Origin of the sequence: Luteibacter sp. 621, from assembly GCF_050435445.1 — a bacterium.
Lineage (GTDB): Bacteria > Pseudomonadota > Gammaproteobacteria > Xanthomonadales > Rhodanobacteraceae > Luteibacter.
This window is the reverse complement of record NZ_JBNDKI010000007.1, coordinates 130,571-155,401: the sequence shown is the minus strand read 5'-3', so window position 1 is coordinate 155,401 and position 24,831 is coordinate 130,571. Positions and strand designations below refer to the sequence as shown.

25 protein-coding genes and 1 riboswitch are annotated in these 24,831 nt (G+C 65.3%); of the genes, 11 read left to right on the top strand and 14 right to left on the bottom strand.

The window, feature by feature from the left end; translation table 11 throughout:
- Nucleotides 1-17 precede the first annotated feature (17 nt).
- From ABIE56_RS10185 to ABIE56_RS10155, 7 genes are all read left to right on the top strand, one after another.
- Nucleotides 18-470 carry a hotdog fold thioesterase gene (locus ABIE56_RS10185; protein WP_429243695.1) on the top strand — a complete coding sequence of 151 codons (453 nt, stop codon included), beginning with the start codon at nt 18-20 and terminating at the stop codon, nt 468-470.
- The gene (locus ABIE56_RS10180; RefSeq protein WP_429243694.1) at nt 467-1,411 is read left to right on the top strand and encodes a serine/threonine protein kinase; all 945 of its coding nucleotides are present in this window, start codon (nt 467-469) and stop codon (nt 1,409-1,411) included. Before ABIE56_RS10185 ends, ABIE56_RS10180 begins: the two co-directional genes overlap by 4 nt.
- A gap of 65 nt (nt 1,412-1,476) precedes the next feature.
- Nucleotides 1,477-1,920, top strand: coding sequence for a hypothetical protein (locus tag ABIE56_RS10175; RefSeq protein WP_429243693.1), 444 nt, complete (start codon nt 1,477-1,479; stop codon nt 1,918-1,920).
- A 19-nt stretch (nt 1,921-1,939) separates the two neighbouring features.
- Nucleotides 1,940-3,109 carry a class I SAM-dependent rRNA methyltransferase gene (locus ABIE56_RS10170; RefSeq protein WP_429243692.1) on the top strand — a complete coding sequence of 390 codons (1,170 nt, stop codon included), beginning with the start codon at nt 1,940-1,942 and terminating at the stop codon, nt 3,107-3,109.
- Nucleotides 3,110-3,164: 55 nt separating this feature from the next.
- On the top strand, nt 3,165-4,247 hold the full coding sequence (locus ABIE56_RS10165) for a DNA topoisomerase IB (RefSeq protein ID WP_429243691.1): 1,083 nt from the start codon (nt 3,165-3,167) through the stop codon (nt 4,245-4,247).
- Complete coding sequence (locus ABIE56_RS10160) at nt 4,244-5,242, top strand: hypothetical protein (RefSeq protein WP_429243690.1); 999 nt, start codon at nt 4,244-4,246, stop codon at nt 5,240-5,242. Before ABIE56_RS10165 ends, ABIE56_RS10160 begins: the two co-directional genes overlap by 4 nt.
- A gap of 431 nt (nt 5,243-5,673) precedes the next feature.
- Complete coding sequence (locus tag ABIE56_RS10155; RefSeq protein WP_429243689.1) at nt 5,674-6,432, top strand: hypothetical protein; 759 nt, start codon at nt 5,674-5,676, stop codon at nt 6,430-6,432.
- Between the two features lie 73 nt (nt 6,433-6,505).
- Here ABIE56_RS10155 and pnuC read toward each other — a convergent pair whose 3' ends face one another.
- The 4 genes from pnuC to ABIE56_RS10135 all read right to left on the bottom strand — a co-directional run bounded on the left by pnuC (nt 6,506) and on the right by ABIE56_RS10135 (nt 11,338).
- Nucleotides 6,506-7,087: a nicotinamide riboside transporter PnuC gene (pnuC, locus tag ABIE56_RS10150; protein WP_429243688.1), complete on the bottom strand. Its 582-nt coding sequence runs from the start codon at nt 7,085-7,087 to the stop codon at nt 6,506-6,508.
- Complete coding sequence (locus ABIE56_RS10145; protein WP_429243687.1) at nt 7,077-9,251, bottom strand: TonB-dependent siderophore receptor; 2,175 nt, start codon at nt 9,249-9,251, stop codon at nt 7,077-7,079. The genes pnuC and ABIE56_RS10145 overlap by 11 nt, the downstream gene beginning before the upstream one ends.
- A gap of 60 nt (nt 9,252-9,311) precedes the next feature.
- Nucleotides 9,312-9,407: riboswitch (TPP riboswitch) on the bottom strand.
- 2 nt (nt 9,408-9,409) lie between these two features.
- On the bottom strand, nt 9,410-10,561 hold the full coding sequence (locus ABIE56_RS10140; protein WP_429243686.1) for a phosphotransferase enzyme family protein: 1,152 nt from the start codon (nt 10,559-10,561) through the stop codon (nt 9,410-9,412).
- Between the two features lie 39 nt (nt 10,562-10,600).
- Nucleotides 10,601-11,338, bottom strand: a complete 738-nt coding sequence (locus ABIE56_RS10135; protein ID WP_429243685.1) for an HvfC/BufC family peptide modification chaperone — start codon at nt 11,336-11,338, stop codon at nt 10,601-10,603.
- Between the two features lie 211 nt (nt 11,339-11,549).
- Here ABIE56_RS10135 and ABIE56_RS10130 point away from each other — a divergent pair, with 211 nt between their 5' ends.
- Nucleotides 11,550-12,521, top strand: a complete 972-nt coding sequence (locus ABIE56_RS10130) for an MASE1 domain-containing protein (RefSeq protein ID WP_429243684.1) — start codon at nt 11,550-11,552, stop codon at nt 12,519-12,521.
- A 51-nt stretch (nt 12,522-12,572) separates the two neighbouring features.
- Here the strand turns inward: ABIE56_RS10130 and ABIE56_RS10125 are convergent, their stop codons facing one another.
- The 8 genes from ABIE56_RS10125 to ABIE56_RS10090 form a co-directional block, all read right to left on the bottom strand.
- A complete protein-coding gene (locus ABIE56_RS10125) occupies nt 12,573-12,770 on the bottom strand; it encodes a hypothetical protein (protein ID WP_429243683.1) in 198 nt (65 codons plus the stop codon).
- 202 nt (nt 12,771-12,972) lie between these two features.
- Nucleotides 12,973-13,215, bottom strand: coding sequence for a hypothetical protein (locus ABIE56_RS10120; protein ID WP_429243682.1), 243 nt, complete (start codon nt 13,213-13,215; stop codon nt 12,973-12,975).
- Nucleotides 13,216-13,265: 50 nt separating this feature from the next.
- Nucleotides 13,266-13,589, bottom strand: coding sequence for a hypothetical protein (locus tag ABIE56_RS10115; protein WP_429243681.1), 324 nt, complete (start codon nt 13,587-13,589; stop codon nt 13,266-13,268).
- Between the two features lie 9 nt (nt 13,590-13,598).
- Nucleotides 13,599-13,988: a hypothetical protein gene (locus ABIE56_RS10110; protein WP_429243680.1), complete on the bottom strand. Its 390-nt coding sequence runs from the start codon at nt 13,986-13,988 to the stop codon at nt 13,599-13,601.
- A 306-nt stretch (nt 13,989-14,294) separates the two neighbouring features.
- Nucleotides 14,295-14,552, bottom strand: coding sequence for a hypothetical protein (locus ABIE56_RS10105; RefSeq protein WP_429243679.1), 258 nt, complete (start codon nt 14,550-14,552; stop codon nt 14,295-14,297).
- A 65-nt stretch (nt 14,553-14,617) separates the two neighbouring features.
- A complete protein-coding gene (locus ABIE56_RS10100) occupies nt 14,618-15,238 on the bottom strand; it encodes a DUF2589 domain-containing protein (RefSeq protein WP_429243678.1) in 621 nt (206 codons plus the stop codon).
- 77 nt (nt 15,239-15,315) lie between these two features.
- Nucleotides 15,316-15,843 carry a DUF2589 domain-containing protein gene (locus tag ABIE56_RS10095; RefSeq protein ID WP_429243677.1) on the bottom strand — a complete coding sequence of 176 codons (528 nt, stop codon included), beginning with the start codon at nt 15,841-15,843 and terminating at the stop codon, nt 15,316-15,318.
- 167 nt (nt 15,844-16,010) lie between these two features.
- Nucleotides 16,011-16,709: a LuxR C-terminal-related transcriptional regulator gene (locus tag ABIE56_RS10090; RefSeq protein ID WP_429243676.1), complete on the bottom strand. Its 699-nt coding sequence runs from the start codon at nt 16,707-16,709 to the stop codon at nt 16,011-16,013.
- Here ABIE56_RS10090 and ABIE56_RS10085 point away from each other — a divergent pair.
- Entirely contained in the window at nt 16,669-17,424 is a 756-nt protein-coding gene (locus ABIE56_RS10085; RefSeq protein WP_429243675.1) for a winged helix-turn-helix domain-containing protein, read from the top strand. The two genes, ABIE56_RS10090 and ABIE56_RS10085, sit on opposite strands and share 41 nt — an antisense overlap.
- Before the next feature lie 11 nt (nt 17,425-17,435).
- On the opposite strand, the gene ABIE56_RS10080 is transcribed toward ABIE56_RS10085, so the two are convergent.
- Nucleotides 17,436-18,416, bottom strand: a complete 981-nt coding sequence (locus tag ABIE56_RS10080; RefSeq protein ID WP_429243674.1) for a LysR family transcriptional regulator — start codon at nt 18,414-18,416, stop codon at nt 17,436-17,438.
- Nucleotides 18,417-18,741: 325 nt separating this feature from the next.
- Between ABIE56_RS10080 and ABIE56_RS10075 the strand changes: the two genes are divergently transcribed.
- Together ABIE56_RS10075 and ABIE56_RS10070 are read left to right on the top strand one after the other, a co-directional pair.
- Nucleotides 18,742-19,971: a carbohydrate porin gene (locus ABIE56_RS10075; protein ID WP_429243731.1), complete on the top strand. Its 1,230-nt coding sequence runs from the start codon at nt 18,742-18,744 to the stop codon at nt 19,969-19,971.
- Between the two features lie 17 nt (nt 19,972-19,988).
- Nucleotides 19,989-22,373: a membrane-bound PQQ-dependent dehydrogenase, glucose/quinate/shikimate family gene (locus tag ABIE56_RS10070; protein WP_429243673.1), complete on the top strand. Its 2,385-nt coding sequence runs from the start codon at nt 19,989-19,991 to the stop codon at nt 22,371-22,373.
- A gap of 35 nt (nt 22,374-22,408) precedes the next feature.
- On the opposite strand, the gene ABIE56_RS10065 is transcribed toward ABIE56_RS10070, so the two are convergent.
- The gene (locus tag ABIE56_RS10065) at nt 22,409-24,787 is read right to left on the bottom strand and encodes an N-6 DNA methylase (RefSeq protein ID WP_429243672.1); all 2,379 of its coding nucleotides are present in this window, start codon (nt 24,785-24,787) and stop codon (nt 22,409-22,411) included.
- Nucleotides 24,788-24,831 lie beyond the last annotated feature (44 nt).

Here is a 24,831-nt window from a genome sequence, read left to right as displayed (position 1 = left end):
TGGAACCGTGCCCGCCGATGGCCATCTGGAAGCAACCGCTCGACCTCGACCGCATCAACGGCTGGAGCCGGAACACGATGATGGAGACGCTGGATATCCGCTTTACGGCGTTCGGCGACGACTGGCTGCGCGGCACCATGCCGGTGGACCACCGCACCCAGCAGCCGTTCGGCCTGCTGCACGGCGGCGCCTCGGTCGTACTGGCGGAAACCCTGGGTAGCTCCGCGGCCCTGCTCACGCTGGATGTGGAGAAGGAAATCGCGGTGGGACTGGACATCAACGCCAACCATATCCGCGGCGTACGGGGCGGCATCGTCACGGGTACGGCCAAGGCCGTGCACCTGGGGCGTACCACCCAGGTCTGGGAGATCCGCATTGAAGAGGACACCGGCAAGCTCGTGTGCCTGTCGCGCCTGACCATGGCCGTGATCCCGTCACCCGGCGGCGCGCCCGGGAACCTGCGCTCGTGAGCCAGGCGGCGCCCTACGCGGCGCTGTCCCCCGATGTGGTGCTGGCGGCCGTGGATGCGGCCGGCACGTGGAGCGATGGCCGCCTGCTCACGCTGAACAGCTACGAGAACCGCGTGTTCCAGGTCGGCCTGGAGGATGGCGGCTTCGTCGTGGTGAAGTTCTACCGCCCCGGGCGCTGGAACGACGCCGCCATCGGCGAGGAGCACGCGTTCGCCCTGGAACTGGCCGCGGCCGAAATACCCATGGTGGCGCCCCTGGTGTTCAACGGGCGAACCATGCTGCGCCATGACGGCTTCCGCTATGCGGTGTACCCGCGGCGCGGCGGCCGTGCGCCATCGCTCGAATCCGCCGACCAGCTCGAATGGCTAGGGCGCCTGCTCGGGCGCATGCATGCGATCGGTGCGCGCGAGCCGTTTCATCACCGCACGACACTGGACCGTGCCACCCTGATCGACGCCCCTGCGCGGGCGGCACTGGGCTCCGACCTTCTGCCCGCCCACCTGTTCGATGCGTACCGCGCGGCGGTCATGCGTGTCGATGACGCGGTCACTACCCGCTTCGACGCCGTGGGGCCCGTGCACCGCCTGCGCCTGCATGGCGATTGCCACCCGGGCAACGTGCTGTGGACGGATGCCGGCCCGCACTTCGTCGACCTGGACGATGCCCGCATGGGCCCCGCCGTGCAGGACCTGTGGATGCTGGCCTCCGACGACGCCATGTTCCAGGCACTGCTGGAAGGCTACGGCCAGTTCCGCGATTTCGACCCCACCGAACTCGCCCTCGTGCCTGCGCTACGCGCCATGCGCCAGGTGCATTACGCGGGGTGGATCGCGGAACGCTGGCACGATCCCGCCTTCCCCGCCGCCTTCCCGTTCGCCGCCGAGGCACGCTGGTGGGAGCAGCACATCGCCGACCTGCACGAGGCGGCCGAGGCACTCTGAACGGCCGTTCGGCCAGCCGATAGCGCGGGCGGCCATAATGCGCCGTCCGCTACCTGGGAGTTCGCATGCATTCGTTTTTCACCCGTGTCATTGCCGTGTTCGAGATTGCCGGTGGCCTGTACGGCCTGGTGCGCCAGGTGGACCACCTGCTCGGCTCGCGCATGAGCGGCCTTGATGCGGTGGTGACCGTGCTCGGCGTGTTGCTGTTCGCGTTCATCCTGGTGGCCGGCGTGCTGCTGGCCAGCAACGATGGCCGCGGTACCCAGATGTCGATCTGGGCCCAGTTCCTGCAGGCACCGCTGGTTGCCACCTCGTTCTTCAGCTACGCCCTTTCCTCGGGCGCCTACGCCAACCTTTCCATGACCCTGCAGCGCTCGCCGCGGCTGGGCTTTGACTGGGCGATCGCCGAACACGGCTGGCTCCTCGCCCTAGGCGGCCCCTCCGCGCCGCACATCGGCATCAACCTGCTGGCGCTCGTCTCCTGGCTCATCCTGCGCTTCGGGCGCTAAGGGCCGGTATCATTCACCGATGAATACCGCCGCAATCCCCCAGATCCAGCTCAAATCCGACCGTGTCCCCGGCCATCCGTGGGTGTGGTCCGCCCAGGTCATCAAGCCCGCCGAGCGCATTCCGCCCGGCAGCGTCGTGGACGTGGTGGACGCGAAAGGCCGCTTCGTGGGCCGCGGCTTCTGGAACGGCCACGCCCGGGTCGCGCTGCGCCTGCTCACCACCTCGCCCGACGAGGCTATCGATCCTGAGTGGATCGCCGCCCGGATCGAGCGTGCGGTGGACCTGCGCCGCAACCTGCTCCGCCTGGACGATGTCAGCGACGCCTGGCGCGTGGTCCACAGCGAGGGCGATGGCCTTTCCGGGCTGGTGGTGGATCGCTATGCCAACCATCTGGTCGTCGAGTATTTCGCCGCCGGCATGTGGCGCTTCCGCGACACGATCCATGCCGAGTTGCAGAAGCATTTCCCGGGCGCATCGCTCTACTGGTTCGCCGAGCAGCATGTGCAGCGCCAGGAATCGTTCGACGTGCGCTCGAACGATGCGCCCGCAGCCGTGGATGTGCACGAGCATGGCCTCGCGTTTCACGCCGCGCCAGGCTTGGGCCACAAGACCGGTTTCTTCGCGGACCAGCGCGACAACCGCCGCCGCTTCGCCGAACTGGCGCGCGGCCGTCGGGTGCTGGATCTGTGCTGCAACGCGGGTGGTTTCGCCGTTCACGCGATGAAGGCCGGGGCACGGGAAGCCACGGGCGTCGATGCTGACGCGGCGATCCTGGAAGTAGCGCGCGAAAACGCCCGGATGAACGGCGTGGACGCCCGCTTCGAACAGGGTGATGTGTTCGAGTGGCTGCGCGCGGCCATCGCCCGCGGTGAAACCTGGGATGCCGTGGTGCTCGACCCGCCCAAGCTCACCCGCGATCGCAACCAGGTGGTCAACGCGCTGAAGAAGTACTTCGCCATGAACCGCACAGCGCTCGATGTCCTGGCGCCGGGCGGCATCCTGCTCACCTGCTCATGCACGGGCCTGGTGGGCGAAGACGATTTCCTGGAGATGATCCGCCGCGTCGCCCTCAATGCCGGGCGCGATATCCAGGTGCTGCACGTGGATGGCGCGGGTGCCGACCACCCGGTGGCCAGCAACGTCCCCGAGAACCGTTACCTGAAGGCCGCGTTCTGCCGGGTGGGCTAATGCCTGACGGCACGTTCACCGTGCCTTGATCGCCGGCCGGCACACACTGCCGGCCATGTCCCGACGACCTCCCGCCAACGCCCTCGTGGTGGCAACCGATGAGCGGGCCCACGCGAAAGCGGCGGGCCTCGTTTACGTGTGCGACACGGATGATGGGATCACACGGTGCAAGCGCGGCAAGAGCTTCCAGTACATGGACGTCGGTGGAAAGCGCGTCACCGATGAGGACGTACTCGCCCGGATCCGTTCACTGGCAATCCCGCCCGCTTACACAAAGGTGTGGATCTGCACCAACCCGCGCGGCCACCTGCAGGCCACCGGGCGCGATGCACGCGCTCGCAAGCAGTACCGCTACCACGCGAAATGGCGCAGCGAGCGCGACCGGGGCAAGTTCACCCGCATTCTCGAATTTGGCGCGGCGTTGCCGGCGCTCCGTAAGCGCCTGCGCAAGGACCTCGCATTAGCCGGGCTGCCACGCGAAAAAGTGCTCGCCCTGGTGGTGAGCCTGCTTGAAGAAACCATGATCCGCATCGGTAACGATGCGTACGCCCGCGAGAACAACTCGTTTGGGCTTACCACGCTCCGTTCGCGACACGTCGCAGCACGCCGAGGCCGTATCGAGTTCCACTTCCGCGGCAAGAGCGGGCAGTGGCGCGATGTCGTGCTGGATGACCGCCGGCTGGTGAAGGCGGTACGTCGGGTGCAGGAATTACCGGGGCAGCGCCTGTTCCAGTACGTGGATGACGAGGGCCAACGGCAGCCCGTGGATTCGGGCATGGTCAACGACTACCTGCGGGAAGTCACCGGCGGCGAATTCACCGCTAAGGATTTCCGCACCTGGGGTGGCACTGTCCAGGCCGTGGCGGTGCTCGCGGCCACTCCAATCCCCGAAGAGGGCGGCGAACGAGCTGTCAAAACGGTGCTTGCGCAGGCGGTGAAGGATGTCGCGGCCGTGCTGGGAAATACTCCGGCGGTGTGCCGCGCATCGTATATCCACCCGGAGGTTTTCCTGGGCTGGGCCGATGGTGACCTTCACCGGCGGGTGCCCCCGACAGGCCCGCACCAGCCACGCAAGTTGGAAACGCTGACCCTGGCTTTCCTCCGCCGACGCCTGCGTGCCGGCAAGCGCTCCCCATGAGGCATATGGACGGCTATAGTGCGCGCACGGGGTTCGCGTTCGATCTTGCAGGGGTTTTGGAAACGATGTGGCGGTGGAGTGTGATTCCCGTGCTGCTGGCCTTGGGCCCGGCCAGCTTTTCCGTGAGTGCGCAGAACGCGCCCACGGCGCCCCCGCTCGTGCCGGTGGATGCGCAAACCCACCGCGGCGTGGTCGACGATACCTGGATCATCGCACCCAGGCGGCTGGCTGACGCCACGCTTGAGGCCGTCAAGAATTATGCCGACGAAGGCGATATCGCGGCAGGTATCTCGCTGCGCTACGGGATCGACCACGCCGAGTGGATCATCGCCGATGTCTTCATCTACCCCGCTGGTCAGGGCGATGAGCCGAAGATGCTGGCCCAGGCCGTGCAGGATTTCCGCGAATCGGTGGCCTTCGCCGAGCGCCAGGAAATCTACCGCAATGTGTGGTGGGGCGACGAATCACCGTATACCGCGAAACTCGCCGGGGGCCGCCACCAGGATGGCCGCTTCCTGCCCATCGTGTTCGATGCCCAGCGCGACATGCTCACCTCGCGCACGTACCTCTTCTACCGGAAGATGTACTTCGTGAAGGTACGCCTGAGCACCACGGTGGAGGCGGTGGATTCCCTCACCGAGAATGCCGACCGGTTTATCGCCAGCCTGCTCGATGGGATCGATATCGTCAGCGTCGGCAGCTGCGGGCGAAAGCTGGATGTGGTCGGCCTGGATGGTGGGGTATCCCCACCGGCAGATATGCCTGACGGCGTGAGCCCGGATGGGTACAGGGTGGCACTGAAAACCACGAAAGCGGGTACCCCGGTATACGGGCCGCAAACCACGAAAACCATGGCGCTGGCACTCAAGCGCCAGGTGGCGACGGGCTGCACCACGTTGCAGTACAACCCACCGCTGGAAGACGACAACCGCACGGTGCTGCACCTTCAGTTCAGCGCCGATGACTGGGGCGCCTCCGCGCACCCGTCGAACTGAAGCGGCCGGGACGCGTCCCACGCCCCGGCCGCTGCCGGGCAGGCCCGGTGGACACACCCCTATCCGTGGGTGCCCCCACCGGGCTACGACGACCCGCGCATGATGCTGTCTTGCCCCGCCAGATGGCTATGGAAGGATTCTGAAAAACGCGGCCGATCGCACCGGCGCGGTGGTCGGCTGACCGGCCGACCGGTCAGGGGCCGGTTCCCGCAAACGTTGCCGGCTATGCCTATCGGCCAGAAGGCAGGGGATATGGCGCCGGCCTACGAAATATCTCAAACTCCGCCCGCGGGACCTTCAGGGGAGGCAGGTCCGCGCCGGCGTCACGTACCAGGGGGTATGCGGGCCGCCACCACGCTTCCATGTCGCCTGCAACCGGCCCGCCTGCGCGCCGGCACGGCTGCATGCGCTTATTTACCGAGGGAATCGAAATGAATCGTCTATGGAAGCACGGCATGGTCGTGGCGTGCGTGGCCAGTATTACGGCCTGCGCATCGATTACCGGTGGCCGCTACCAGAAGGTGGACGTGCACAGCCAGACGTCGTCTGGCGCGCCGATCACCGGTGCGTCCTGCGCGCTCACCAACAACTACGGCACCGTGAACGTCATGACCCCGGGCACGGCCAAGGTGCATCGTTCGGCCACGCCGCTTTCGGTCAACTGCACGAAGGATGGATCGGTCGTCGCGCAGCAGGTCTTCCCCGCGTCGATCCGCGGCATGGTGTGGGGCAATATCCTGATCGGCGGCCTGATCGGCATCGTCATCGATTTCTCCAACGGCGCGGCGCACCACTACGGCAACCAGTTGCAGGTGCTCGGCACCGATGCTGGCGGCGTCGCCGCGGCAGCGGCCCTGCCCGGCTCGCCCGTGGCCGCGGCCCAGGCGGTCGATACGAAGCCCACCACCGATGCACCCGCGCCCGCGGATACACCCCAGCCGCACGAAGCGCAGATCGCCACGGCACTGCAGCCAGGCGGCATGGCCAGCCTGGATCCGCGCGTAGGCAAATCCATGTTCAACGCTGCACAGGACGTGGCAGCGGTGCAGCAGTGCGACCGCGGTATCCGCGTGCTCGAAGTGGACGGCCAGCACGCCGTGTTCTTCACCCAGTGCGATGGCCGCGCGCAGAAGCTGCACATCGAGTGCAACGGCGCGGAATGCGTGCCCCTGCTCCCGCCGCAGAGCTAAGCAGGCTGGTGGATGGCGGGCCTTACGGCTCGCCATTCCAGCGGTCGAGGCCGCACCCGCTATCGGATCTGTATCAGCCTGCCACGGCCGCCGCGCGCTCGCGGCTCCATGCGCGCCAGCCCATGGCCGCCAAGATCACAAAGCCGGCGTAGAGCACGGCGGTGATCGGCAGCGACTTGTAAACGTATTCGCCGACGTAGATCACATCGACCGCGATCCACAGCCACCATGCGGCGGCGTGGCGTCGTGCCTGCCACCATTGCGCGACAAGGCTGAACGCGGTGAGCGCTGCATCCAGCCAGGGTAGCGATGCATCGGTCCAGCGATGCATGGCGTAGCCCAGGGCAAGTGCCGCGGCGGTGCCGACGGCGAGGTGCAACGTGGCGCTTCGCGTATCCAGCGAGGCGACGCGCACGTGGCCACTGTCATCCAGGTTGCGCATCCAGCGGTGCCAGCCGTAAACGATGAGCAGCGCGAAGATGACCTGGAGCAACGTATCGGAATACAGCTTTGCATCGACGAAGATCCATGCGTAGGCGATGACCGAGACCAGGCCCACCGGCCAGCACCACGGGCTGCGGCGCGCGGTCAGCCACACACCCGCCGCGCTCACGATGGCCGCGGCCAGCTCGAAAAACGAGAGCTCAAAGTTCATAGGTCACCGACAGCCTTGCGAGCCGCGGCATGCCTGGGAACAGGTAGCTATCGCCACCCGAGCTGCCGGTATCGCGCCAGTAGAAGTGATTGAAGACGTTATCGACGTTCAGGCGCCAGGTCATCGCGTGCCCGCCAAGCGACGTCGCGAAGCGCAGGCCCGCATCGAAGACATGGTACGCCGGGACGCGGGTAGTACCGTCGGGCGTCGCCACGTTACTGCTGGCGTAGCGCCAGCCACCCAGCACGGCCAGGCCAGGCGCGAACGGCAGGCTGTAATCCGCATAGACCGCCGTGCGGTAGCGCGGCACGTTCACTACCTGGTGGTCCTCGTACGAAGGCGTACCGGTATTTTCGGCACGCGCGCGGATCACGTTAGCGCTCGCGGTAAGCCGCAGATTATCGGTAACGCGGCCGGCAAGGTTCAGCTCCACACCCGTGTGCACTTCCTGGCCGCGCTGCACGAAGGTAAAGCCCTCGGCGGTACTGTCTGGCTGCGCGAACTGGTACGGCTGGCGGATGCGATAGACCGCCGCCTGGAGGTCGAGCGCATCGTTGACGGCGTATTTCACGCCCGCTTCGATCTGCCGGGAATGCAGCGGCGGCAACGTCGTGCTGCCGTTCGAGGTCCAGTAGGGAGCCTCGCGCCCGAGTGAAAGACCCTCGCCGTAACTCACGTACGTGGTCAGCGCTGATACCGGCTGCCACAACACCGCTGCCTGGGGCAGCGTTTTCGTCATACGCGTATCACGCTCGAGCACGCCCGCGTCGTCGTAGGCACGCTCGTGCAGCTTCACGAACTTCGCTCCCGCCAGCACCTGCCAGGTGTCGGACAGGTGCACGCGATCGATCGCGAAGAGCGTGTGCTGCCAATCGGTCAGGCGGCGCTCGGAAGGACCGGGCTGGTTGGGCGATGAGGGAAACACCGGGACCACCTGCTCATCGATATTGGCGGTGCCGACGTAGTCGTAGACGTCCGCGCGCTGGTCCACCGTGCGTCGAAACGCAGTGGCACCCACGTTCAGTTCGTGATCGATGGTGCCCGTGGCGAACGCTCCCGTTAGTGATGCGCGCACTTCGTCGTTCTGCCGGGTATCGTCGGGGCTACGGTAGTCGTACGCATCGTAATCGCCGTTTGGCGCGAAGAAGTACCCGGGCGTGGCACCGCTCGCACACGATTCGGCATAGAAGCAGCCATACGCAAACGCGACATTGTCATCGATCACGGTGTGGCTATGGCCCGCGGAGAGCTGCGCGTTCCACTGGTCGCTGAAACGGTAATTGAAGCGCAGCGTGGTGTTGCTTGAGTCAATGCCCACCGGCCGCTGCCAGGGCTGGTAGCCCAGCAGGCGCGTACGGCTGGGGTGTTCGGGAATCTCCGTGCCGCCCAGCAACTGGTAACCGGAAGCCGAACGGCCACCGCTCGTCTGGTAGTCCGTATCGAGCAGGAGCGTCGCCTTATCGGTGACTTTCCAGTCCGCCGAGATCGAGAGGAACGTGCGACGGGCATCCGTATGCTCGACAACGCCGTGCGTACGTTCGTGCGCCGCGTTCACGCGCACGCCGAACGTCGGCGTGAACCACGTGCCAAGGTCCAGTGCTTCGTACGCCGACCCATGCGAATCCGTGCCAAGGGTCACATTATGGACTTCGGCCGGGCGCTTGCTTACGTAATTCACCAGGCCGCCGGGTTCAACGACGCCGGCTTCAAGGCCGCCAAGGCCCTTCAGCACTTCAACGCGCTCCTTGCCCTCGAGCGCCATCAGCTGCTCCGCGGACATGATCATCCCGTTGAAGCGGAACCCGGTCGCGAGATCGAGCGGGAAGCCACGAATCGACACATCCTGGTAGTAGCCCGCCGGCGCGTAGTTATCGTTGATCGCGGCATCGCCGCGGACCAGTTCGCTCAACGAACGCGGCTGCCGGTCATCGATTTGCGCACGCGTGATCACCGTGATGGCGGCGGGCGTGTCATGCAGCGGGGCACTGCCAAAACTTCCGAACGTATCCAGCTGCGTATCGGCTGCCTGGTAGCCCGCGGCGGTATTGGCATGCACGTCGATCGAAGGCAGCGTACGCGCCTGCTGCGGAACATCGTCGGCAGCATGGGCGGCACCGGCGAGCGACAGCACGGCAAGGGCGAGCGGGGTACGGATCGGGGTCATGGTCGTCTTCGTGGGGAACGGACGAAGCGACGGCGGGCACGGACCGGCCCCAAGGCAGGCTCCGTGACTCTGCAAGCTCCCTACGCCGGTACTAACCGGGTCAGGTTCCAAGGGACTCTCTCAGCCTGGCAACGCCAGGCACCCCCGCTTCAAGGCCTCTATTGAACCACGAATCCGGCCCCGGCGTGCCGGATCTGCTCAAGCAGGCGCTGGCCCGGCGGCGTGGCAAACCAGGCGGCATGCCCATGGAGGAAGGTGTACCAGGCCACATCGGCGTGGTCACGCCGCCCGGTAATGCCTTCGAAGTACTCCACCTCGGACAGGGCGAAATCCACATGGACGATGGGCAAAAGGTTGGCCAGGTCGTCAAGGTCGCCCTGATCGAGCGGGCATACGCTCTGGTAACCCGCGATCAGCGCCAGCGCCAGGTCGGCATGGCCGATCTCGCCGCGCGCGATATCCAGCCATGCGATCGCGTTGCGCTCAATGGCGGTCGCCAGGTCGTACAGGGCGAACGTTGCTGCGCTCAGGCCCATGTCGAGCACATCCGTAATCGCGGCATCATCGCCGCTGTTACTCCAGCACAGGTTGGAAACGTGCCAGTCGCCGTGGGTCCATAGGCGAGGCTGGCGGGCCATGCCTGCGTGCGCCCGCGCGTGCCAGGGCGAAAGCGTGCCACGCAATTCTTCATGCCAGTCTCGGTCACGCAGGTAGGCTGCCAGTGCCGGCCGGTCGCCAAGCTGCGCCTCGAGGGCAACCACCGGGTCCGCTGCGGAAACGATCTCTGCCCTGGCCACGAGGATATGCGTGGTGCGCTGGGGCGCGTCGTACCCCGCAGCCACGGTATGCACGCGTGCCAGCATGGCGCCAGCCAGCCACGCGTGGCGCAGGCCACCCACAGGCGACCACGAGAACGCATCACGGTAGATATCCGCACCCCGCGCCGGCGCGTGCACTTCATAGACCCACTGGCCCCTGGCCAGCGCGGTGTGGCCTTCGCCATCGGGGTAAGCCGCGGGTATGGGGATGCCCCCTGCGCGCAGGCTGGCCGCGAACCGATGTTCCTCGGCAAGGGCCTCTGCGGAACGTACGCTCGCGTGGTGGCGCTTCACGAAAACCGTGCCGAGTGCCGTTTCCACCAACGCCGCCGCCGATAGCGGACGCGGCGAACGCCAACGGATGGCGCGCGCCGCGCCAGCCAGCGGCACGCTCGCCAGCAGCGCCGTGACTTCATTCTCGGTGAGAGCGGGCCAATCGGGCGGTAGTTCATCGCCGGCCAGGCCATGCGCAAGGTGGGCGTCATCGATCATCGTGGAAGTGTAGCGGCGCCGGCGCCGCCTTCCACGGGATCAGTCGCCGACGAGCGAGTCGACGATCCCGTCTTCCACCCAGCTGCGCAACAGGGCTCCCGCTTGCCGGGCCGCGGTATCCGGTTCGTGCAGGCGCGTCAGCGCTTCGCACATCTCACCGAACGACGCCCCGGCCAGGGCAAGATCAAGGCAGGCGCACTCCGGCGCCAGCATGCTGGTGAACCGGGGCGAAAAATCCCGGCGCCACACACGTACCCCCGCATCGACATCGAAGATTTCCGCGGCCGGGGGCATTCTTTCGCTCGCCAGCGCATGCCAGATGGCGGCGGCGTTGCTGCGCGTCCAACGAAAACGCAGCGTGGGTACGAAGCGGATTTCCACGGTATCCCAATCGGCGGAGACCAGGCCATCCAGACCGATCGGGCGCGCATCGGGGCCGGAAAGGGTGCGCCGCAGGTGCCAGTCCAGCCAGGCAAGTTCCGCGATCTCCGGATCCGCAGGGTAGTGCCCATCCAGCCAGGGGATGTAGCTCTCCCCGTAGGCGTCCAGCGTCCATGAATCCGGCGGCGTCGCCGCCACATAGGCCTCGGCCAGTTCGTCGAACACACCATCGCCCAGCCACAGGCGCGTCTTCGCGTAGGTATCGCGCAGGGAGGCGACCAGCTGCGACCGGTACTGGTTCGTATACACGGCCATACCCCGGCCATCCAGGCCTTCCACGGCCGGGCCACCGCGGAGGGTCGAGGCGAAACGGGTCTGGAGGTCGCGAAGGTTCATGGGCGGACGGTAGCACCCCATTTGTGGAGAAACTGCGTGGTCCGCCACGCCTTGCCGACCGGAACGCTATTTCGGCAAATCTTCGTGATGGCGCTGTATTCCGCCTGGCTACTGCCGCTATATCATTCACCAAGAAAGCGTCAGCTGTAACGGGACTGTTCCGGACGGCGGCTTTTTCCGAACGGTCGCGACGGCGGCATTGAGGGTGGCAGTGAGGAGTTCCCACACGGATCCGTTGGCCTGGGGCCGCTATCTGGCGGTCGCGGGCGCGTATGCCGCTTGCTACGAGCTCACACGCAATATCTCGTTCTCACACTGGATGCTCCCGGCTGGCCTGCGACTGGCCTGCCTGCTGCTCGTGCCGCGCCGCTACTGGGCCGCCCTGGCCGTTGGCGAAACCCTGCCCATCGCCGAGATGGCTGCCCTGCATGCCTCGAGCTTCGGCGTGCTCTGGGCCTGCATGGCGGCCCTCCCGCCCATCCTGGTCTGCATGCCTGCCATGGCCTGGTTGCGCAGCCGCTACGCGGTCGTTCGCCCCGATGGCGAGGTGAACATGGGCTATATCCTGACGGCGACGCTCATCTGCGCGGTGATCACCACGGCCGCCAATGCCCTGGTCCTGTCCACGGTGAACATGGCTGATGGCTCGCCAACGCCGGCGATCACGCTGCCCCTGATGCTGGCCTGGGTCCTCGGCTGCTATCTGGGCGCCCTCACCCTCACACCGCTGATTCTTGCCGTTCGCGAGCGGATCGCCCTGCTGCCTCGCCGCACGGTTACCTGGTCCGCGATCCGCCATAGCCCGCTGCTGCGGGACGCCGTGCTGTTCGCCGTGCCCTGCCTCGCATTGCTGTTACTGGTGGCTAACGGCGCCGGCGAAGATGATGGCCTGCTGACATGGGTTCGCGTCGGCATGGCTGTACCGGTCATCGCGCTGACCTTGCGGCATGGATGGCATGGTGCGGCCGTGGGCGGCATGCTGGCCAGCGTGGCCCAGGCAAGCACATCGTTCCACCTGCAGGATCCCGCCATGATCCGCTCCCAGGCCGTCCTCGCCTTCGTCGCGACCACGGCATTGATCTTCGGCGTGCGCGTTGCGCATCGGGTCGCTGCGGCACGCCTTGCCGCACACCCCGGCGTGCCGGCACCTGCACCAGCACCCGCCCCCTCGCCGCGGCGCTGAGCCTACGGGCGAGCGTCGCCGGGCAAGGCCCGACGACGCCCGTTCAAGGCCTTAGAGCAAACGCGAGGAACACTCGATCGGATTCTTGCATTCCACCACGGCGGCCGTGGAGGGCTGGACCAGCGTGGCCACGTGGCCTGGGCGCGCACTGGCGCTTGCGGCGCTGTGGGTTGGACCGGCCTGGGCAGCGCCCACACCGAGCGAGAGGAACGACAGCGAGACGAGGAGCGTACGGAACGAGATGGACATGGCGGAATCCCCATAGGTGATGCCGGGCCACCACACGACGCGGCGACTGCCGGCGGGTCGATCATGGGGAGGGCGCCCCCAGACGCCCTCCCCACGCCGATCCTCCCGGCTTTTGCCCGGCCACGCTGGGGTTACACGCGTTCCATGCCGATTTCGCGCAACGATGGGGCGCCTGGGGCATCCCTCCGCCAGTGGGCCTTCATCAGGGGCAGGCCGGCTCGCGGGGCGCCAGGTGCAGCCGCAGGGCCCAGCGCACCATCAGCGTGGCGACGCCGATATCAACGAGCACTTCGCTGGGCCATACGTCGCCATAGAAGAAGCCATCGACATTGGCGAGCATCCCGTAGATGCCAATCGTATTGACGCATGCCCCGGCGACCAGCAACGCACACGCCACGCGCGCGAATCGCGAAAGCCGTTGCTCGGTGATGAGCCATCCGGACATCAACATCACCGTGAGGCAGGCGACAAAATCAACTACAAGCAAGACAGCCATCACTTCTCACCTCCAGCGATGCGGGACACGACGCGATCAGCGATACCATCGCCATGGCGATCGAGGACCCGTTGCACGATAGATGTGAGTTTCAGCCCGAAACAGCCGACAAGGAACGACACACCAGCCTGCATTTCGACATCCGCGTCAGGAAGGAAATGGCGCTGAAACGCTGGCGCGATGAATACGGCGATCAGCGTTCCGCAGATCACCTGTACGACGGCACGTCCTCGCGAGCCGACCTTGCTCATGGCGACAGGAAGTACCGCGCCACCCACGGCAGCGAGAAGCAGCCAGAAACGATTCAGAAGCAACGAATCCATGACACCTCCTCAGGGGTTGGCGGTCTCGGAAAGGTTGCCCGACCATGTCGAGCCACGCCGCTGGAATCGTATGGAAACCCCCTGTTTTTCCGGGTTGAGCACGAAGTCGCCGGGATATAGGGCTTCGCAGAAGCCACCACCGTTGCTGGCCGGCTTGAAGCGAAAGTGCGAGCTTCCGCCAGACTCCTCAAGCAATTCAGCCGCGGCCGCGCAATTTCGCGGCTCACCGAAATGCACGCGAATTGCCTCGGCTTTTCGCCATACTGTCGTGCGAACGGCCTGCGAACCATCACGCACCACACCCTGCCACGCACCATCGATCGAGGAGGCGTGCGCTGCAGCCCCCACGCACGCGAGAAGGCCTGCCGCGATAAGTCTTGTCATTGTTCCATGTGTCATGTTCGACTCCTTGTCAAAACGGGACAAGCGTCCCCGGGGAAACGATGGCTTCGCCATCGCAATACAGTCGCGGTATCCATCCGTTGCCGGCGTCGCAGCGCACCTTCAATCGGCGCGGCTTTGTACGTGCCATCCACGCGAACCGGCCACGCCTGAGGGCAACGCATACCTCGCCGCGTTTGTCGCGGGAGAGATATCCCTCGAACTCAATCTCCATCAGTGATACGCGCGGCCCCCGCGTCCTGGTCATCACCTCCCGAAGATGGTCCAACAGCGCCATCAGCGGAAAGCGCGTCGCGTGCCCGGTCATTCGTTTAACCATGCAGGCTTTCGGTTGAATCCCACCTGGTAGCAAATCCATTGCAGGACGACCTGGTGCTCGCCGATCTGCAGGATCGTGAAGCTCTTTTCAGTGGCGAGGATCCTCCCCCGCGGCGAATCGTTGAGGCAGCGATTGAGCAATTCACGCGCCTCCTCGGTCTGCGTCTCAGCGCTCATCTGGTTAGGATTATTGCTGCCAACCACGATCCGCTTCACGTAGCGGACATCGGTGAGATCAAACATCACTACTCCCGGAAGGTCGTGGCGCCGCGGCGCCACGACTGTCGATCATCAGGTCACAGGGGTTCTCAACCCGGGTCCGCCGACGTGGCCGGCGAAGACGACCGGGCCGGATCGTGAGCCTTCGGCGTCCCGGTCTTTGCCACCACCGCCGTCTGCAGGATATCCATGACACGCGCAAGCCCTTCCGGCATGCCGCCATCACGCGCCTGGACGTTCACGTGGTACTTGGCCGAGTTATCCGTGGTGCGGGTATTTTCCTTATGCGATGCCACGGAGCCCTGCACCGAAACTTTCGCACCGAACCCGCCCCACGATGCATCAACCGTGGCACCGATATCCAGCGAGCTCTTGTCGTGCGTGGCCGCCTTCACTTCCATATCGAACGTGATGTCCACATTCTCCACGGCCAGGGTCGGCACCTTCACGATGGAAAGCAGTGGCACGTTCATCTCGACAGCTTCGTCGACCCATTCGCCGGCGGCATTCTGTACCGGCCGGGTGAATTTGAACGCGGATGTGCGCGTCGTACCGGTGCTCTTGCCCTCTGCGTCCTGCTCAAAACCCACTTTGTTGATGAAGTCTGCCGTGGCCTGGGCCAGGCGCACCTGTGCCTCGCATGCCGCCATCAGCGGCGCGCCCACGAGATCGCCCATCGGCAGACCGCGGAACTGTTCGGAAATCGTCATAACGTCACTCCTTTACGTATCGACATTGGCCCGCCGTGCCTCATGCGCCGCGGGGTTCGGCCGGGTGTGGGGGGGGGTTAGTCGCCCGGCCTGAACGTCTGGAAGACCCCTTGGGTCATCGTTAAATGATTGGTGAGCCGCGCCACGCCGTCCGTGGGTTCAACACCCTCGACACGCAGCTTCACCTGCACCTTGCCCACGCCGCTGTCGCCGCGCCGCGCCGCCGTATCCAGCGCGACGGATCGCTTGCGCATCTTCGACAGGAACGCCCACCGGCTTTGCCCGAGCGTTGCCGCGCCATCGTCGTCCGCGGCATCACTCTCAACGAACGAACCAAGTTCGGCATCGAAGCAGATCTCCACATCCTTGATGCGCAGCGACGTTGTTGGCACAAGTGGCAGCAGCGGCGCACGGTATAGATCTTCATCCCCATCCCGTGCGCCTGGTTGCATCGATGGCATGCGAATGACCACGCTTTTCGGTCGATTGTCTTCATCAAAGTATTCGCCGAGCCTGGCCACCTGGGCCTGTTCAATGCGGGCCTGGGCTTCGACCACGGCACCTGCCATGGCTTCGATCAGGCCCTCAAGCGGCGTTCCCGTCATCGTGGCGCGCTTGCCAAATCACGCGTGGCGTTCATCATCGTGGGCATCGCTTTCTCCTTGCGTCGGCGGAGTTCGCCGTGGATTCACTATCGCCGCATGAGCGGCGCGGGGGTATCGGCGATGGCCTGAGATGCACGTCGTGCTTGTGCCGAACCATCCATCAGCTCTCACGACTCCAGCGTTACCAGGCCCACCCGCAACGCAAATCGCGTCAGGTCGGCGATGCCCTCCACGCCCAGCTTGGCCTGGATGTGTTCTCTGTGCGTGCCTACCGTCTTCATGCTGATATGCAAGCGCTCGGCGATCTGGCGGGTAGATAAGCCTTCGGCATACAGCTGCGCGACCTCCTTCTCACGCGGGGTGAGCACCGATGCAGGATCGTCCCCCTGGCGGAACGCCTCGACCAGGATGTGCGCAAGCTCGGGGCTAACGTGGTATCGCGCGGAAAGAACACTCTCGATGCCGTCGATCAGATGGGCGAACGTGCAGCGCTTCAGGACGTAACCGTGCGCACCCGCATCAAATGCCGCACGGACGCAGGGCCGGTCTGCCGTCTCGGACAGGCATAGCATGCGCGTATGCGGACAACGCACGGCCACGCGACGGGCCGCCTCTATGCCGTTCAGGCCCGGCATGCTGTCGTTGAAGACGAGCAGGTCGGGTTTCCTGTCCACGCACAGGCGCAGGCAATCGCGCCCATCCCCCGTGCTCCCCACCACCTCGAAGCGCGGCTGCGCATCAAGGAGGGCTGCAAGCCCCTCCCGCATCAGTTCCTGCTCGTCGGCCAGCACAACCCGCACGGGCCGCGCCGCCCCCTGTGACAGAATGCCTTCCGCACGGTGGCCGCCTACATGGTTCCCTTGCATCTACCTACTCCTGGTTTGGGCAGGTGCGTACCGTCGGCGAGAGAACATTCTCACGTCCTTCCGGGAACCTTACGGACTTGCAAACTTCAATTACCTCAAGCAGTTGCCTCCGCCGGCGACCGCCCCCGGTGGCATGCAGCAGTCCTTCGCATCTTCTCCCTTTCTCATTGGCGACTGGACCGTACGCCCTGGCCAACGCACCGTCAGCCGACGCGGCGAGGTGCGGGTACTCGAACCACGACACATGGATGTCCTTTGCGCCCTGGCTGGCCACCCCGGCGACGTGGTGAGCCTGGAATGGTTGCTTGATACCTGCTGGGGCGGTGGATTCTTTGGCGACAACCCCGTGCACAAAGCCGTGGCCATGCTCCGCCGTTCGCTCGGCGACAACACCGCACAGCCGCGATACATCGGGACGGTGCGTAAGCGTGGTTACCTGTTACTCGCCCGCGTCAAACCGTTGCGCGAACCAGAAGACCGTATCGAAGCCGCCATACGCCGCTGGGGCATGTCACCCGCGTTCCAGCGAAGAATGCGCGCATTAGGTCCGGATGATGCGGAGCAATGGCAGGTGCTGGCTGCGGTGTTGCTACGCGTTGCTTCGTCGCTGGTAAGCCACGGCGCCCTGCGTGACGCCCTCGGCACCGTCGATGAGGCGCGCGGCTGGCTTGCCACGCAGGTACGCGACCATCATCCGGTATGCCCGCAACGATAAACGTGCAGTGCTCACGCTTTTGACGGCGGGCGGCGGCGAGGCTTCACACCGGGCAAAGGCGCGTGCTGCCACAGGTCCCAGTACGGCGGTTCGCCGATGGCATCGCCAAGGAATTGCAGGAAGCTCTGGGTTTTGCGCGATCGTTGCCTGTTGGCCGGGTAGACCGCGTGGATTCCGAGGGCATCCGGCTCCAGTGCCCAGGTGTAGTCGGTGAGCACCGGTGCCAGTTCCCCACGCTCAAGGTAACGGCTGGCCAACCACGTGGGAAAGCACACGATGCCTTTGTTGCCGCGTGCCATTTCCAGCAGGTATTCGATGTAGTTGCTGCGCACGTTGCCGTCCGCCTCGGCGACCACGAACGTGCTCTCACCCTGGCGGTAGTGCCATTTCTGTGGGCCGTACGGCGCCTGGTACACAAGGCAATTGTGTTCTGCGAGATCTGCCGGCACCCGTGGGGCGGCGTGCGCCTCAAGATAAGCCGGCGATGCGCACAGCGCGAACTTCTGCAACGCCAGGAGCCGCGCGAGCATGCGTGAATCGTTCAACTCGCCAATGCGGATGGACACATCGATGCCCGCTTCCACCGGATCGGAAAACGTATCCGTCAACCACAAGTCCAGTTCAACGCCTGGGTGGCGCTCCTGGAACGCCATGAGGATGGGGGCGAGATGCCGCCGCGCGAACGCGGGTGGCGCGCTGATCTTCAACCGCCCACGCGGTTCGTCCTCTTCGCCGATGTGCTCCCCGGCCTGGTCGATCTGCTCGATCGCCTCGCGCACGGATTCGTAATAGCGCTGCCCTGCATCGGTCAGGCGCACCGCGCGCGAGTGGCGGGTAAACAGCGCCTGGCCAAGCGCATGTTCCAGCGCGGCGATATGCCGGGAGGCGGACGAAGGCAGCAGATTCAGCTCGGCCGCCGCCTGGGAGAAGCTCCCGTGGGTCGCGACGCGCACAAATAGACGCAGGGCGAGGAGGTTCACATGCTTGTACATGGCAGGGCCTTGCTTGCCGGGTAGGCAAGGTTACTTTGTCGAAATAACAATTGTATGCCTGACAGGTCAAGCGTAGATTGTCATTCAAGCAAAGCAGACGCGCCTGGTGCCGTCAAAACGGCATTTGGTCGCACCCGGCGACCCTCCCCCTTCCGCGCCTCTTTGCATCCCAACCGGTGCGCACCCCTGCCCGGCCGCTTTCTGCGTGCCGGATGGCCGCGTGCGGCCTGCGATATGCCAGGTGAAGTTTATGCAGTGCAGTTCAAGGGCCCCCGTGCGCGCATCACGCCGCCGCCGGAAGGCGTTGTGGAGCGCGAGCGTGTTCATGGCGATGGCCTCGTTCGGGGGTGGCGCCACAGCGGATGACGCCGATGCGCCGACCGAGAGCGTGGCGAGTGTTCGCAGCCGCTGGGAGAAGCACGGCGTGACGGTACGCGGCGACTACGTCTCGGAGACGTTCCGCGTCGCAAGCGGCGGCCTCAAGCGAGGTACGCGGTATGCGCAGCAGGTGCGCTTCGGCCTCGATATCGACATGCGGAAGGCAGCCGGCTGGTCGCAGGGCGCATTCCACATCACGCTCAACGATCGAGCGGGGCGCGGCGTCACCACCGACCTGGCAGGCAACCGCATGCCGATCCAGGAGGTGTACAGCAGCCAGTTCCTCAAACTCACCGAGCTGAGCTACGACCAGGATGTGGCGAATCACCGCGCCAACGTGAAGGTCGGCCTGTGGGCCATGGGCAACGATTTCGGCGGCCTGCCCATCCTGTGCGAACTGGTGAACGCTGCGTTCTGCGCGCACCCGCTCGCGATGTCAGCCGGTAGCGGCTGGGGCAATTACCCTAATGCGCGCCCCGGTATCCGCGTGAACTGGCATATGTCACCACGCGTTGATCTCCGTGTGGGCGCCTTCCAGGTGAACCCAGGCTACAGCACCGAGGACCATGGTTTCTCGCTGCATGCGCGTGGCGCGACAGGCACCCTGTTTCCCCTCGAACTGGACCTGCACAGCCGCGATGCACAGGCGGCCCACGCGGCGGAGCTGAAGCTCGGCACCTATTACGACTCCAGCCGCGTGGCGCGCCAGGGCGGAGCCGGAAGCGTCAGTGGACGATACGGCGTGTACGCGCTGGGCACGCAACGCGTATATCAGGAAACACGCGATCCGCGGCGCGGCCTGACACTTGCGGCCGAAGTCATGAAGGCCGATGGCCGCAGCGCGCAAATGACCGCGTGGTATTCCGCCGATGCGATCTACCAAGGCACCTTCCCTGGCCGCGACCAGGACACCATCGCGCTCGGCTACGTGCGTGCCGTGATCAACCCCAGGATTAACCGTGCATGGCGTGCCACATACGCCGCGCCTATGCAGGATGCCTTCCTCAACACACTGCCGGATGCGGAAAGCGTCGTCGAGCTGAGTTACGGCTGGCGCGTAAACCGGTGGTTTCTCGTGCGCCCCGATGTCCAGTACGTGATGGACCCGGGCGCCTTCTCGCAACGCCGTACGCAAAACGTGATCGCTTTCGGCGTGCAACTGAAAGCGACGCTCTGAAACGAAAGGTGGCAACGATGAACAAGAGCAAAGGTGCGTCCACCGCACTGATATGGCTGGCTCGCCTGCTAGGCGTGCTTGTCGCGCTGATGGGCGCGGGCCTGTTATGGGGCGGCGTCACCCTGGCATCGCTGGGTGGCAGCTGGTACTTCATCGGCATGGGTGTGGCCCTGCTGCTTGCGGGCGCGTTGCTTGTCGCTGCGCAGCCGCTCGGCGTGAAAGTGTATGCGGTGGCCCTGCTCGGCACGGCGGCCTGGTCGCTATACGACACCGGCTTCAACTACTGGGGCTTGATCTCGCGCCTGCTCACCTTCGCCGGCGTGGGTGTGCTCGTTGGCGTGGTGTACCCCGCACTGAAGCGCCGCAGGGGCGAGCAGGCCAGCCGCACGGCTCCCCTCGCTACCGCGCTACTCGCCGTGGGTGTCGCCATCTCGCTTGCCTCCATGTTCACCCGCCACGGTGTCACGCTCGATACCGCACAGGTACCCGCAACAGCTACGACCGCGGAGGCCCACGTTGCCGACTGGACCGCATGGGCGGGTACGCCGGCGGGCACGCACTACAGCGCGCATACCGCGATCTCCAAACAAAACGTGAAGGACTTGCAGCTGGCATGGTCGTTCCGTACCGGCGATATCCCCAAGAGCAATGGCTTTGGTGCGGAAGACCAGGATACGCCGCTGCAGATCGGCGATACGGTATACGTGTGCACGCCACACAACGAAGTGATCGCCCTGGATGCCGATACCGGCGAACAGCGCTGGCGTTTCGATCCGAAAAGCGAGGCGCCCAACTGGCAGCGTTGCCGCGGCCTCGGCTTCCACGACGATGGCAGTGCCAATGCGAACGCCACGCCGGTGGCGACGGGCGCAATGGGCGAATGCCGCCGCCGGATCATCGAGACCACGATCGATGCGCGCCTCATCGCGCTCGACGCAGATTCCGGCAAGCGTTGCAATGGCTTCGGTACAAACGGTGAAGTGAACCTCCGCGAGGGCCTTGGCCTGGTCAAGCCTGGCTTCTATACGATCACCTCGGCACCGCTGGTGGCGGGCGATCTCGTCGTGATCGGTGGCCGCGTGGCGGACAACATCGAAACCGATGAGCCCACCGGCGCCATCCGTGCGTTTGATGTGCACACCGGCGCGATGGCATGGGCATGGAACCCGGGCGATGAGGACGTCAAGGCGCCCCCGCGTCCGGATGGCACCTATACGCGTGCTACGCCCAACGTGTGGACGGCCATGGCGTACGACCCGAAGCTCAACCTGGTGTACCTGCCCACGGGCAACACGACGCCGGACCAGTGGGGCGGCGAACGCACGCCCGCCGACGACAAGTACAGCTCCTCGGTCGTTGCACTGGATGCCGCCACGGGCAAGGTGCGCTGGCACTTCCAGACCACGCACCACGACCTGTGGGATTACGACCTTCCCGCACAGCCCGCCCTCGTGGATGTCCCCGATGGCAAGGGCGGTACATTGCCGGCGCTGCTGCAAGTCACCAAGCAAGGCCAGATCTTCATGCTGAACCGCGCGACCGGCCAGCCGATCGCCGATGTCGTGGAGAAGCCCGTTGCGGTGGGCCATGCGAAGGGCGAGCGCTATTCGCCGACACAGCCGTTCTCCGTGGGCATGCCGATGATCGGCACCCAGCACCTCACCGAATCGTCCATGTGGGGGGCCACCCCGTTCGATCAGCTGTACTGCCGCATTCAGTTCAAGAAGATGCGCTACGAAGGGCCGTTCACCGCACCCGGTGAAGACATCTCGCTGCAGTGGCCCGGCTCACTTGGCGGCATGAACTGGGGTGGCGTCTCGATCGATGAAGCGAACGGCCTGATGTTCGTCAACGACATGCGCATCGGCCTGTGGACGCGCCTGATCCCGCGCAACGCCGTGAAGGGCAGCGGCGGTGGTGTCGAGATGGGCCTGGCCTCGATGTATGGCACACCGTACTGGTCGGATCGCAACCGTTTCATGTCGCCAGCGGGCATTCCCTGCCAGGAGCCTCCCTTCGGCACCATGACCGCGATCAACCTGGCCACGCGAAAGATCGCCTGGCAGGTGCCTGTCGGCACCGTGCGCGATACCGGCCCCATGGGGGTGAAGCTGCACCTGCCGATGCCCATTGGCATGCCCACGCTGGGCGCTTCGCTGGCCACCCGCTCGGGCCTGGTGTTCTTCGCCGGCACGCAGGATTACTACCTGCGCGCATTCGATGAATCTACCGGGAAGGAAGTGTGGAAGGCCCGCCTGCCGGTGGGCAGCCAGGGCGGCCCGATGACCTACGTCTCGCCGAAGACCGGCCGCCAGTACATCGTGCTCACGGTGGGTGGCGCGCGCCAGTCGCCGGACCGCGGTGACTACGTGATGGCCTGGGCACTCCCCAAGGCGAAATAAACAAAGAGGGCGCGGTAAAAAACACCGCGCCCTCCTCACTCAATAAAAAACGCCGCATCCTCCGCACCCGCATACCCGGTAAGCGCCGTAAGCACGACGCGCCGCGTCTGCGCCAGCCGCTCCTCCACCCACGCTTCAAGCAGTGGATCATTCGGCAATACGAACTCGGCGATACGCGCCGGGGTCAACTTGCGGCCGTACGAGAACCGCCATTTTTCCTCATGCAGGCACGCCGCAGCGATCACCAGCATCGCTTCACTGAGCGGCTTGCGTGGCAGCAGCACCAGGCAATCGTCGTTCACCGCGCATGGCTCGAACTGCACGAAGGCTTCGCCGATTGATCCGGTCTGTGCGACGGTGACGAACGGTGGCTGCATCACCTGGCCGAACTCCAGCCAGCCGTAGCAGCCGTTGTAAGCCTCGGTCGGCGAGATGACGAGCGTTTCGCCATCGGCGATGCCATCGCGACTATGCAGCTCCTTCATGCCATACACGATATCGAACGCATCGCCGATCGTGCCCGGCCGGGCGGCATCGGAGAGTGCCTTGGCGTTGTCCTTCTTCGCCTGCGACATCAGGCTGCGGTAGCCCGACATACGGATGCCGCCCTGGCGTACCTGTTCGCGCTGCACCGTGACCTCGCGTGAGTAGCGCGCGTAGAACGAGGCGAGACGGCGCAGGTGTACATCCACGGCATCCTGCACTTCTTCGCGGCTAGGCGGCGCGGATGCCACATAGGCACCGGCGGCCCACTCGCGCTCGCCGGATACATGGCCAAGACCCGAGAAGCCAGGAATGGCACGCTTGTTGACGATGGCGTCAACGGCCTGGGGAATGTCGTTCGGCTCGGTGGGCCGTTCTACGCGAATGCCTTTGCGCAGCGTCAGGCCATCGTGGTGCAGGCGCACGAACACCGTGGCAACGCTCGGGTCGTGCTTGACGCCTTTCTCGAGCACCACCACCGAGGTCGTGGCCGAGGCATAGGGCTGGAACAGCTCATCCGGCAATTGGCACACCGCGAGCAGGCGGTGGTGCTTGAGGATCTTGTGCCGCCACGCGCCCTTGCTCTTCTTCACGATCAGGCTGGTGGGCAGCACCACCGCCACCTTGCCGCGATGCTTCAACGCCTCAAGCGCACGATCGACAAAATCTTCCGACGGTGTATCGGAGGCCTTGTGCGGGAACGGCGGGTTCATCAACACCACATCCACGTTCCCTTCGGGGAAATCGGGCGCGGTGAAACAATCTTCCTGGTGGATCTGGGTGGCGCCGTCGCCGCGCAGGATCATATTGGCGACGCAGAGCGCCGCCGTGACCGGCTCGGTTTCGAACCCGTAGAGCTGCTTGCGCGCCACCTTCACCATTTCCGCGCGGCTCAGGTCATGCGCCCGCAGCAGGCGGTCCATGGCGGCGACAAGGAAGCCACCGGTGCCGCACGCCGGATCCAGCACGTGATCCTTCGGACCCACTTCGCACACATCAGCCATGAACTGGGCGATATGCCGGGGCGTGAAGTACTGGCCGATCGTGTTGCCGCCGGTGTAACGGAAGAAGGTTTCGTAGAGTTGGCCCAGGTAATCGTGCTCGGCGGTGAGCACGCTGACGTTGAGCTTTTCGAGGATGCGCGCGATCTCGACCGCGCGCGTGGCGAGCTTGGTGTTCGCCTCCTCCACGTGCAGGCTGCGGCCGAGCGCCGGCTTGCCGGCTTTCTCGAACGCGCGCAGGCATTCAGCGTTGATGTCGCTGAGGATGTGATCCTCATCGCGGCGGATGCGGCCCTTGGAACTGGCGAGCGCCAGCATGATGGCGGCGACCACGGCCGGGCGGAACTCATCCTTGATCTTCGCCTCGCGGAGCAGGCGGTTGATCTCCTCGGCGCGACGCGCCAGCACTTCCGGCGGCGGGATGGTCGGGCGCAGTTCGGGGCGGCCGTGCGGCGATGCCACGCGCTCGAGATCGGTGCGGTTGGGAATCCACGAGACCGGCTTGCCGCCATAGGTCACGATCGACCATTCACCATCGGCGTAGCGGGAGACCCGCAGCTCGAAGCTATCGTCGGAGGTGCCGGCCAGGCCGATGGCCAGCGGCGCGTAACCTTTCTGCTGGAAACGCTCGGCGTAATGCTGTGCCTCGCGAAGCGCCTTGCCGTGTTCACTGCTGAGCTTCTTGGCCTCGACCACGGCCAGGACTTTCTCGGTGACCTTGTCGACCAGCAGGGCCTCGGGGTAACCGCTACCGCCACCGGTCTTGCTGGCCTGCTTGAGGGCTTTTTCGATCAGCGGGAAGGCGGCGTATTCGTTCTGCAGTAACACATCGCCAACGGGAGGCTTCTTCGGGTTCCACCCCTGGGCGCTCAGCAGCTCATCGAGCAACTTTTCGCTGCGCCGTTCGGAGATACCCTTGGATTTGCTCATCACCACTCCGCTGCCGCCTGCCATGCGACAGAAGCCAATAACCT